Annotated in this window: 11 protein-coding genes and 9 tRNA genes; all 20 read left to right on the top strand. The window is 39.7% G+C overall.

The window, feature by feature from the left end; genetic code table 11:
• The first annotated feature begins 12 nt into the window (after window positions 1–12).
• The 20 genes from NML76_RS08855 to plsX all read left to right on the top strand — a co-directional run bounded on the left by NML76_RS08855 (window position 13) and on the right by plsX (window position 10,615).
• Window positions 13–86 (top strand) — tRNA-Pro (locus tag NML76_RS08855).
• Window positions 87–92: 6 nt separating this feature from the next.
• Window positions 93–166 (top strand) — tRNA-Met (locus tag NML76_RS08850).
• A gap of 16 nt (window positions 167–182) precedes the next feature.
• Window positions 183–256, top strand: a tRNA-Ile gene (locus tag NML76_RS08845).
• A 10-nt stretch (window positions 257–266) separates the two neighbouring features.
• A tRNA-Ser gene (locus NML76_RS08840) sits at window positions 267–356 on the top strand.
• Between the two features lie 9 nt (window positions 357–365).
• Window positions 366–439 (top strand) — tRNA-Met (locus tag NML76_RS08835).
• 3 nt (window positions 440–442) lie between these two features.
• A tRNA-Phe gene (locus NML76_RS08830) sits at window positions 443–515 on the top strand.
• Between the two features lie 16 nt (window positions 516–531).
• Window positions 532–602, top strand: a tRNA-Gly gene (locus NML76_RS08825).
• Window positions 603–635: 33 nt separating this feature from the next.
• A tRNA-Ile gene (locus NML76_RS08820) sits at window positions 636–709 on the top strand.
• A gap of 4 nt (window positions 710–713) precedes the next feature.
• A tRNA-Ser gene (locus NML76_RS08815) sits at window positions 714–801 on the top strand.
• A gap of 61 nt (window positions 802–862) precedes the next feature.
• Window positions 863–1,681: a rod shape-determining protein MreC gene (gene mreC / locus NML76_RS08810; protein ID WP_049490629.1), complete on the top strand. Its 819-nt coding sequence runs from the start codon at window positions 863–865 to the stop codon at window positions 1,679–1,681.
• Between the two features lies 1 nt (window position 1,682).
• Entirely contained in the window at window positions 1,683–2,183 is a 501-nt protein-coding gene (gene mreD, locus NML76_RS08805) for a rod shape-determining protein MreD (RefSeq protein ID WP_037608210.1), read from the top strand.
• 93 nt (window positions 2,184–2,276) lie between these two features.
• A complete protein-coding gene (pcsB, locus tag NML76_RS08800; RefSeq protein ID WP_049473285.1) occupies window positions 2,277–3,518 on the top strand; it encodes a peptidoglycan hydrolase PcsB in 1,242 nt (413 codons plus the stop codon).
• A 178-nt stretch (window positions 3,519–3,696) separates the two neighbouring features.
• On the top strand, window positions 3,697–4,671 hold the full coding sequence (locus NML76_RS08795) for a ribose-phosphate diphosphokinase (protein WP_049490632.1): 975 nt from the start codon (window positions 3,697–3,699) through the stop codon (window positions 4,669–4,671).
• Window positions 4,672–4,720: 49 nt separating this feature from the next.
• Window positions 4,721–4,861 carry a hypothetical protein gene (locus NML76_RS08790; RefSeq protein WP_173018797.1) on the top strand — a complete coding sequence of 47 codons (141 nt, stop codon included), beginning with the start codon at window positions 4,721–4,723 and terminating at the stop codon, window positions 4,859–4,861.
• A gap of 215 nt (window positions 4,862–5,076) precedes the next feature.
• Window positions 5,077–5,742, top strand: a complete 666-nt coding sequence (locus tag NML76_RS08785; protein WP_118228670.1) for a hypothetical protein — start codon at window positions 5,077–5,079, stop codon at window positions 5,740–5,742.
• A gap of 245 nt (window positions 5,743–5,987) precedes the next feature.
• Complete coding sequence (gene abpA / locus NML76_RS08780) at window positions 5,988–6,587, top strand: amylase-binding adhesin AbpA (protein WP_049490637.1); 600 nt, start codon at window positions 5,988–5,990, stop codon at window positions 6,585–6,587.
• A gap of 88 nt (window positions 6,588–6,675) precedes the next feature.
• Window positions 6,676–7,524: a class B sortase, LPKTxAVK-specific gene (srtB, locus tag NML76_RS08775; RefSeq protein WP_118228669.1), complete on the top strand. Its 849-nt coding sequence runs from the start codon at window positions 6,676–6,678 to the stop codon at window positions 7,522–7,524.
• Between the two features lie 154 nt (window positions 7,525–7,678).
• Window positions 7,679–8,860, top strand: a complete 1,182-nt coding sequence (locus NML76_RS08770; protein ID WP_254733312.1) for a pyridoxal phosphate-dependent aminotransferase — start codon at window positions 7,679–7,681, stop codon at window positions 8,858–8,860.
• Window positions 8,844–9,623 carry a DNA repair protein RecO gene (gene recO, locus NML76_RS08765; protein ID WP_118228667.1) on the top strand — a complete coding sequence of 260 codons (780 nt, stop codon included), beginning with the start codon at window positions 8,844–8,846 and terminating at the stop codon, window positions 9,621–9,623. The genes NML76_RS08770 and recO overlap by 17 nt, the downstream gene beginning before the upstream one ends.
• Window positions 9,620–10,615, top strand: a complete 996-nt coding sequence (gene plsX / locus NML76_RS08760) for a phosphate acyltransferase PlsX (RefSeq protein ID WP_070675988.1) — start codon at window positions 9,620–9,622, stop codon at window positions 10,613–10,615. The genes recO and plsX overlap by 4 nt, the downstream gene beginning before the upstream one ends.
• Window positions 10,616–10,617 lie beyond the last annotated feature (2 nt).

The raw sequence follows: 10,617 nt of genomic DNA, 5'->3' as shown, positions 1-10,617 counted from the left end.
GTAGCTTTAGATCGGGAAGTAGCTCAGCTTGGTAGAGTACTTGGTTTGGGACCAAGGTGTCGCAGGTTCGAATCCTGTCTTCCCGATATTATGGCGGTGTAGCTCAGCTGGCTAGAGCGTCCGGTTCATACCCGGGAGGTCGGGGGTTCGATCCCCTTCGCCGCTATATTGTTGATCTTGTTGGACCTTTAGCTCAGCTGGTTAGAGCTCTCGGCTCATAACCGAGTGGTCGTAGGTTCAAGTCCTACAAGGTCCATTGTTATCTTGGAGGATTACCCAAGTCCGGCTGAAGGGAACGGTCTTGAAAACCGTCAGGCGTGTAAAAGCGTGCGTGGGTTCGAATCCCACATCCTCCTTAATATTAACGCGGGATGGAGCAGCTCGGTAGCTCGTCGGGCTCATAACCCGAAGGTCGTAGGTTCAAATCCTGCTCCCGCAATTTGGCTCGGTAGCTCAGTTGGTAGAGCAATGGATTGAAGCTCCATGTGTCGGCGGTTCGATTCCGTCTCGCGCCATTTCTTTTAATAATAAGCGGGTGTAGTTTAGTGGTAAAACTACAGCCTTCCAAGCTGTTGTCGCGAGTTCGATTCTCGTCACCCGCTTTGAACATAGGTTCTTTACCAAGTTTTTAACTTGGGCGCGTAGCTCAGGTGGTTAGAGCGCACGCCTGATAAGCGTGAGGTCGGTGGTTCGAGTCCACTCGTGCCCATTTTGGAGAATTACTCAAGAGGCTGAAGAGGACGGTTTGCTAAATCGTTAGGTCGGGTAACCGGCGCGGGGGTTCGAATCCCCCATTCTCCGTATAATTTCCAAGTTTGAGATGTCATCTCAAACTATTTTTTATATTTTGAAGGTTTTGTCTATGTTCTTGAATCGATTCTTTAAAATTTTTAGTTTTGTGTTTGTTTTAACTGTTTCAGGAATTTTATTTCTTTTTCCATCTGTTAGAACTTCGATTGTTTTAAAATCTTCTGATATATTAGCTATTGTTGATAAGGCAGTATCGGTTCCATTTGTTGTTGTGGAATCTAAGGCAAAGGATTTAAAGAATTTATCTGAATTAAATGATGAAAATCGTTCGTTAAAATCACGTCTTTATCAAAAGGATATTGACCAGTCAAAACTTAACCGTTTGGAATCAGAAAATAGAGAATTAAAGGATTTGATGTCAATCAAGAATTCTGTATCGGGTTCTAAACAAGTCGTTAGTGAGATTATTGACCGTAATTATGGTTCGTGGGATCAGGAATTTGTTATTGATAAAGGTAGTTCAGATGGAATTTCTGATTCTATGTTTGTCCTTTCGTCTGGTGGCGTCATTGGTGTGGTAGAAAGTATAGAGAAAAATTCTAGCAAAGTGAAATTATTAGTCGAAGATACTATTTCTTCACAACACCTGACGTTTAAAATTGAGAGTCAAGGTCAATCTATTTTTGCTTTATTAAATGGTTATGACGAGAAGACAGGTGAGTTTCGGTTGTTGCAAATTGGAGATCCAGTTGAAATTAAAAAAGGATCTCTGGTTTCAACAAGTGGTTTAGGAAAATATAAGAGTAGTGACTTACCTCTTGGTACAGTGACTTCTACTCAAAAGGCATCTGATCAGTTAGGGCAAGAAATTCGTGTGAAACCAAAGGCTAATTTAGATGTCAATCGTTATGTACTATTGATTGGAGAGTAGTGTGAAAGTCATACGTAAGTACCATTTTTTCCCTTTAATCTTATTCTTATCTTTATTTGTTGACGGGCAGATCTCTTTTCTTATTTCTCGTTTCTGTCCAAACTCCTTTGAACCTACTTCATTTTTATTTCTATATGGTTTTATGTTATTGAGTCTCTATTTCTCTGAGATAGCTAGTATTTGGTGGGGAGTCTTCTTTGGTTTTTGTTTTGATGTGTATTTTTTACACACCCTAGGAATTGCCTTCCTAGTATTTCCTTTACTACAGGTGATTTTTTATCGGTGTAATCAGATTATTTTGGTCAATCGATTGACTCGTTTTTTTACATTTTTATTAACGATTCTATTATTTCAGATTTTAACAAACCTTCTTTTGATTCTTTTTATTGGTATAAAATTTAACTGGATTACATTAATTATTTACCAAATTTCCCCAAGTTTAATTTTGAATGTACTTCTATTAATAGTATTACAGCCATTACTTGAAAAGATTTATTTATAAACTCGAAATAAAAATGTAACAATAGCGTAATATAAATTTTTAAAAAATTTGTTATACTAGTTAGTGTCTTATTAGAAAGGGAAAATTTATCTAATGAAGAAAAAATTATTTGCCACAATCTTATTGAGTACAGTTGCTTTATCACAAGGTGCTGTTGTAGCTGGTGTATCAGCTGACTCAACAGATGATAAGATTGCTGCTCAAGATAACAAAATCAATAGTATTAATCAACAACAACAAAGTGCACAAGCTCAGGTAGATCAAATTCAAGGTCAAGTATCTGAAATTAAAAAACAACAAGAAAATCTTCAAGCTGAAAATGACCGTTTGAATGAAGAATCTGAACGATTGTCAGCTGAGATTGATGAGTTGTCAAAAAATATTGTTGCTCGTCAAGAATCACTTGCAAATCAAGCACGTAGTGCTCAAACAACTGGGACTGCCACAAGCTATATTAATGCGATTGTTAGCTCTGGATCTTTGACAGAAGCTATCTCACGTATTTCTGCTATGAACGAAATTGCAGATGCTAACAACAAAATGTTGCAAGAGCAAAAACGTGATAAAGAAGAGATTGCACAAAAACAAAAAGAAAACAACGATGCTATCAATACTGTCATTGCAAACAAACAGCAATTAGAAGATGATGCGCAAGCTTTGTCAACAAAAGAAGCTGAGTTGAAAGTAGCACAATTGAACTTGGCTGCTGAAAAATCAACTGCTGAAAACGAAAAGAATGCTTTGTTGCAACAAAAAGCGGAAGCTGAAAAAGCAGCAGCAGCAGCGGCAGCAGCTGAAGCAGCTTACCGTGCAAAACAAAAAGAACAACAAGCAGCTGTTAAAGCTTCAGCTAATACAACTCTTCAAGCACAAGTTCAAGCGGCAGCTCAAACACCTGCTGCAACACCAGCGGCAGCACAAACTCAAGCAGCACCTCAACCTGCTGTTCAAACTCAAGCAGCGGCTGCACCAGTAGCAACTACTTCTCGTCCAACTTATAGTACATCTGCATCATCTTATCCAGTTGGTGAATGTACATGGGGTGCGAAGACATTGGCTCCATGGGCTGGTGATTACTGGGGTAATGGTGGACAATGGGCAGCAAGTGCAGCGGCAGCAGGATTCCGTACAGGATCTCAACCACAAGTTGGTGCCATTGCATGTTGGAATGATGGTGGATATGGACACGTAGCAGTTGTTACAGCCGTTCAATCTACAACAAGCATCCAAGTTTCTGAGTCTAACTATAATGGTATCCGTAGCATTGGTAACTACCGTGGTTGGTTTAACCCAACAACAGCACAAGGTACTGTTACTTATATCTATCCAAACTAAGAATTACACTGAAGCAGGACATTTGTTCTGCTTCTTTTTTGATAGAATTTAGGTAGTGATAGATTTTGTAATTTCCATAAATTAATATTTGAATATTTGCTTAAAAAGCGATAAAATGATTACAGGAGAAATTTGTGCTGACTGTACAATATGGTTTTAGATTTTACTGGAGGAAATCATGTCATTTTCTGATTTAATGCTCTTTGCTTTGTCGTCAAATCAAGAATTGGCTCAACGTGTGTCTCGTGAAATGGGACTACCGCTTGGAAAGTCAACGGTTCGTCAATTTTCTGATGGAGAAATTCAGGTTAATATTGAAGAATCAATCCGTGGGAAAGATGTTTATATTTTGCAATCCACTAGCTCGCCGGTTAACGATAATCTAATGGAAATTTTGATTATGGTAGATGCGTTGAAACGTGCTAGTGCGCAATCCATTAATGTGGTGATGCCATATTACGGCTATGCTCGTCAAGACCGGAAAGCTCGAGCTCGTGAACCAATCACTTCTAAGTTGGTAGCCAATATGCTTGAGGTTGCTGGAGTTGATCGCCTCTTGACAATTGATTTGCATGCCGCTCAGATTCAAGGTTTCTTTGATATTCCTGTTGACCACTTGATGGGTGCGCCTTTGATCGCCGACTTTTTTGAACGTCGCGGGATGATTGGAAAAGACTATGTTGTTGTCAGTCCAGACCATGGTGGTGTGACTCGTGCTCGGAAATTAGCTGAATTTTTGAAGACACCGATTGCGATTATTGATAAACGTCGAAGTGTCGATAAGATGAATACGAGTGAAGTGATGAATATCATTGGGAGTGTTGAAGGCAAGACTTGTATTTTGATTGATGATATGATTGATACAGCTGGTACAATCTGTCATGCGGCGGATGCCCTTGCAGAAGCAGGTGCTGTTGAAGTTTATGCAAGCTGTACTCACCCTGTTTTATCAGGACCAGCGATGGACAACATCCAAAAATCAGCCATTAAGAAGTTGGTGGTGTTGGATACGATTTATCTACCGGAAGATCGATTGATTGATAAGATTGAGCAAATTTCGATTGCGAAACTCCTTGCAGAGGCCATTGTTCGCATTCACGAAAATCGCCCTCTTTCTCCTCTATTTGAAATCGGAAATGCCAAAAAATGTTAACAATAAGGAGGCTGGGTAACTGGCCTCTTTTATTTAGGAGGATATACAAATGGAAATCAGAAAATGGTTGGAAAATCTAAAAAAAGAAAAGAAACGGAAAAAACTGGTTCAAGCAGCTAAAGAACTAGAAGCAAAGGCTGATCCTAGTTTGCCCAAGAAACGATTGCCAAAAAATGGGGTGGTAAAATAGTTTGAAGAAAAAGAAGAAGTTTTATCATTTCTTTTTCTTTTTGTAGAATTATCTCAATATCGTAATTTTTGGTATCAAATAGACCATGATTTAAAATTAATTTCTTGATATTACAGTGTTTTGTTGAAAAAACACTTGACAAACCCAACATATATGTATAAAATGTTCACTGTAGAGCAATCTATATTAAATATGAAAAAGGAGATAAAACTATTATGAAAAAAGTTTTATTATCAAGTGCAGTCGTTCTCTCAGCTGTAGCAGCAACTTCAGTTGTTTTTGCTTCAACATTGGCAAATAGCAAAGATAATCCAAATAACCGTTTTGGATCATACTACGCTCAAACTTATCTTGGACTTGGAAACAAGGTAGAAGCTCCTTCAAAACCAACTCAAGTTACACCAGCTACACCAGAAAAACCGGCTACATCAGAAAAACCAGCTACACCTAAAAAACCAGTTGCAGTGGTACAAGTTCAACAACCAAAAGGTGATAAAAAAGATGGTGTTCTTCAAGAAGTATCTACTCCAGCTGCACCTAAAAAACCAGTTGCAGTTACAGCTAAAAAAGACCTTCCTTCAGAAGAAAATGTAACTGGAACAACTAACTCTCGTTACGGTTCTGCTTCACAAACAGAAAAAACAGCTAAAGATGGTCAAAAATATGAAACATTCAAAGCTGTAGAAACATACGGAAACACTAACTATTCTTATAATGGTTCATATGACGATGGTAAACGTCTTGTGACTGTTGATCCAAATTCTCGTTATGGTTCTGCTTCACAAAAAGAAGAAACTGCTAAAGATGGTCAACAATACGAAACATTCAAGACTGTTGAAACATTTGTTAGCACAAACTACTCTTCAGTAGTAAACCAATAATAGATTGGATATAATTTTTAGAGGGCAACTGCCCTCTTTTTTATACATTCGATAACATAAACTAAGATATAAATTGAGCAATTCAATTTGCTATATGAAAAAAATAGTTATTTGAAATAGAAAAAAATTGATAGTTTTTTTAAAAAAACTAAGAAAAGTCTTGACATAGGCAGAATATCCTAGTATACTAGTCATAGTTACGAAGTAACGAATAATTTTTGAAAAGAAAAAAAGGAGATAAAACAATGAAAAAAGTTTTATTATCATCAGTAGCAGCTCTTGCAGTATTTGCTGCAGCAGCTCCAGCATTTGCATCTGACAATTCATATAGCTCAAATGCATTGATTCAAAAACACTACGTTTCAGAACGCGATATCGCTGACGAAGCAAACACACAAGTAGCAGCACACGAAGCTGAAATCAACGCAGAAGCTGAAAACTATCCAACAGTTGTAGCAGCAAGACAAGCTCTTGAAGCATACGGATCAGGTCACCTTTACGGCGATTACGTTGCTAAACTTGAAGCAGCTCGCACTGAAGCACGTAATGTTGTACGCAACAAATATGTAGCTAACCTTCAAGATCAATACCGTGCAGCAGCTCAACGTGAAGGTAAATACTGGAACGACCCAACTGGCGTTCAAGACAACAAAACAAAAGACATGCGTGATCAAGAAGATAAAGCTCTTAACCATGGTGGTTCTGCTGATGCAGCTGATGCTAACGGTCAAGCTACAAACGAAGCTAAATCTAGCGAAAACAAAGGTGGAGACGCAGCTAAAGCTGGTAAAGCTGGTTCAAAACAAGCTGGTAAAGCTCTTCCAAAAACAAGCGCAGTTAAATAATTTGATTATTAATTAGCTCGTAAAATATCACTGGACCTTCGGGTTCAGTGTTATTTTTTAGAAAAAATCATCAAGAGGAGATCGATCAATGAAAAGAGCTGGGGAAAAAAGTTCAAATAAATTGGGTCTTGTAATTGCTGCTCTTGTTGCAGTTGTTGTTCTTGTTGCTGGATTTATTTTCTTTAATCCATTTGGAGGAACTAAGTCATCTAGCACGGCTAAAAAAACAACTGGAACAAGCTCAACCAAGCAAGAAACTAAATATGAACCAAGCCAAGAAGAAAAAGATTACTTGAAAAATCGTTTTGCTCAGTTAACAGCTGTTAACCCTGAGACAATTGCTTATGTCTATGCACCGGGTACTGAGTTGGATGAACCTGTTGTACAAACCACTGACAATGAAACTTATTTGAATAAGACGTTTGATGGTGGAAATGAACCATACATGGGGACAGTCTTCATGGATATGGACAACAAGAAAGACTTCAGTGATCGTTTGACTTGGTTGTTTGGTCATGCTCGTGGTAGTAAGGTCGGCGATCATCGCATGTTTAATGATGTCAACTACTATGACAAACAAGAGTATTTAGACCAACATCCGTATGTTGTGATTGAGACACCAGAGCGGAAATATTATTATGAAGTAATGGGATTGGTCATTGTCCCAGAGGACACCGCTTTCTACCGTACAAGCTTTACTGATGACAATGATTTTACGACACAATTGAAGAATATCTATGAGTCAGCTCGTACGAAGAATCCTAATATTAAGATCAAAGCATCTGATAAGTATTTAGTATTGTCAACTTGTCGTGAAGAGGATGAAACCATTCGTTCTAACCTCTATCTTCGTCAAATTCCTGATTCAGAAATGAAGGATTTTGTGGCGAAACATGCAGATCAATTGAAATATGTGGCAACCCGTGGCCAACAATAATGACTTGAAAGACTTAGCATTGCTAAGTCTTTTTTGCATGGAAGAATTTTTGAAATGTCCTTTGGTGGTAAGCAAAAGGTGGGGATCTGGCTTGTTCTTTTGCGATGGGGTCCTATTTATAGTATAATGAATATAAGTGTTTTGGAGGTGTTCTATGGATTTAACGAAACGTTTTAATAAAAATCTGAATCGGATCGAAGTTTCTTTGATTCGTCAGTTCGATCAATCAATTTCTTCCATTCCTGGTGTCTTGCGTTTGACTTTAGGGGAACCGGATTTTACAACTCCTGAACATGTAAAAGAAGCAGGAAAGGCTGCCATTGATGCGAATTTTAGCCATTACACTGGGATGAGTGGTTTGCTGGCTTTGCGTGAGGCTGCGAGTCAGTTTGTGGCTGATAAATATGGTATTCACTACCGTCCTGAGGATGAGATATTGGTAACGATTGGTGCGACTGAAGCCCTATCTGCAACCTTGACAGCAATCTTGGAACCTGGAGATGTAGTACTTCTTCCGGCACCGGCCTACCCTGGTTATGAGCCGATTATAAATTTGGTGGGAGCAGATGTTGTCGAAATTGATACGACAGCAGATCGTTTTGTCTTGACTCCTGAAAAGTTGGAAAAGGCCATTCTAGAGCAGGGTGAAAAATTGAAGGCTGTTATTCTTAATTATCCAGCTAATCCAACGGGTGTCACTTATTCGTGCGAACAGATGGCAGAATTAGCTGCTGTCTTAAAAAAATATGAAGTCTTTGTGATTTGTGATGAAGTCTATTCAGAGTTGACTTATACTGGAGAAGCGCATGTCTCTATGGCCTCCTTTATTCCTGAGCAGACCATTGTTATTAATGGCTTGTCCAAATCTCATGCCATGACAGGCTGGCGGCTTGGCTTTATCTTTGCGCCTGCTGCATTGACAGCCCAACTCATCAAGAGCCATCAGTATTTGGTAACGGCTGCTGGAACCATGAACCAGTATGCTGCGATCGAAGCTTTGACGGAAGGTCGGGATGATGCGGAGCCAATGAAGAAGGAATATGTGAAGCGTCGGGATTATATTATCGAACAGATGTCCGCGCTTGGGTTTGAGATGATTAAGCCAGATGGAGCTTTCTATATTTTTGCTAAAATACCAGCTGGTTTTAATCAAGATTCCTTCGCTTTCTTGCAGGATTTTGCGCGTGAAAAAGCGGTTGCTTTTATTCCTGGTGCTGCTTTTGGTCAATATGGTGAAGGTTATGTGCGTTTGTCGTATGCAGCCAGCATGGAGGTTATCAAGGAAGCTATGAAACGCTTGAAGGAGTATATGAAAGAACATGCTGGAGTCAATTGAGACCCGGGGAATTGTCCTGTATAATCGGGAGTTTCGTGAGGATGACAAGCTGGTCAAAATCTTCACAGATAAGTCAGGGAAGCGGATGTTTTTTGTGAAACATGCGGGAAAATCACGGTTGAATCCCATGTTGCAACCTTTGGTAACGGCAGATATGTTGTTGAAAATCAATGATGATGGGTTGAGTTATATTGATGATTTTCAAGATGTGCAGATTTATAAGAAAATTAATGCAGATCTTTTTGCCCTTTCTTATGCGACCTATGTTCTGGCGCTTGCAGATGCAAGTATTCAGGATAATCAGGTGGATCCGGCCCTGTTTGCTTTTTTGGAAAAGACTTTGTCTTTGATGGAAGAGGGACTGGATTATGAGGTTTTAACCAATATTTTTGAGATTCAGATTCTATCACGATTTGGAGTTGTCTTGAATCTGCATGAATGCTGTTTCTGTCATCGGGTTGGACTTCCTTTTGATTACTCTTTTCGCTATAGTGGGGTCCTTTGTCCGGATCATTATGATCAGGATGAGAGACGTGCTCACTGGCATCCGAATGTTCTCTATTTATTGGATCAGTTTCAAGCAGTACGATTCAGTGAGTTAGAGACGATTTCCCTACAAGCGGAGATGAAAGCAGCTCTACGTCAGGCAATTGATCAGTTGTATGAGGAGTATGTAGGGATCCATTTAAAAGCTAAAAAGTTTATCGATTCCTTGAGTGACTGGGGAGCGATTATGAAAGATTCATCTGGAGGTGAAACATGAAAAAAATTGCAGTAGATGCAATGGGGGGCGATAATGCACCTCAAGCCTTGGTAGAAGGCGTGAATCAAGCCATTCGTGATTTTGATGATATTGAGATTGTCTTGTATGGCGATGAGGCAAAAATCAAAGACTATTTAACCGCAACAGAACGTGTATCGATTGTGCATACGGAAGAAAAAATCGATTCAGATGATGAGCCAACACGGGCTATTCGTCGGAAAAAACAGGCTTCGATGGTCTTAGCTGCCAAGGATGTGAAGGATGGTAAGGTCAATGCCATGCTATCTGCAGGAAATACAGGTGCGCTATTGGCGGCTGGTTTCTTTATCGTTGGCCGCATCAAAGGGGTGGAACGCCCAGGTTTGATGTCGACACTTCCGACGGTTGATGGTCGTGGCTATGATATGCTAGACTTAGGGGCCAATGCGGAAAATACACCAGAGCACTTGCATCAGTATGCTGTGATGGGGTCTTACTATGCTGAAAATGTTCGTGGGATTCAAAAACCACGCGTGGGTCTATTGAACAATGGGACAGAAGCTAGTAAGGGAGATCCTTTGCGCAAGGAAACCTACCAATTGTTATCTGAGGATGAGTCGATTCATTTTGTTGGAAACGTGGAAGCGCGTGACTTGATGGATGGCGTTGCTGATGTCGTTGTGGCGGATGGTTTCACGGGAAACGCTGTCTTGAAAACGATGGAAGGAACGGCTTTTGGGATCTTGAAGCAATTAAAACAAGCAATTGCCACAGGAAACTGGAAGGCGAAATTGGGAGCTTTTCTGCTCAAGGACCGTTTGAAATCATTGAAGCAAACCTTGGATTTCTCAGATGTTGGAGGAGCGGTCTTGTTTGGTCTTCAAGCACCTGTTGTTAAAACGCATGGTTCGAGTGATGCCAAAGCTGTCTATAGCACGATTCGTCAGATTCGGACCATGTTAGAGACAGATGTTGTTGGAAAATCAGTGAAGGAATTATCGAAGGAAGGGTAATG

The organism is Streptococcus sp. CF8_Ac1-9, assembly GCF_024295565.1.
Classification (GTDB): Bacteria; Bacillota; Bacilli; order Lactobacillales; family Streptococcaceae; genus Streptococcus; species Streptococcus parasanguinis_X.
Note: the sequence above shows the minus strand (reverse complement) of the source record. Positions and strands in the feature narration are given on the sequence as shown.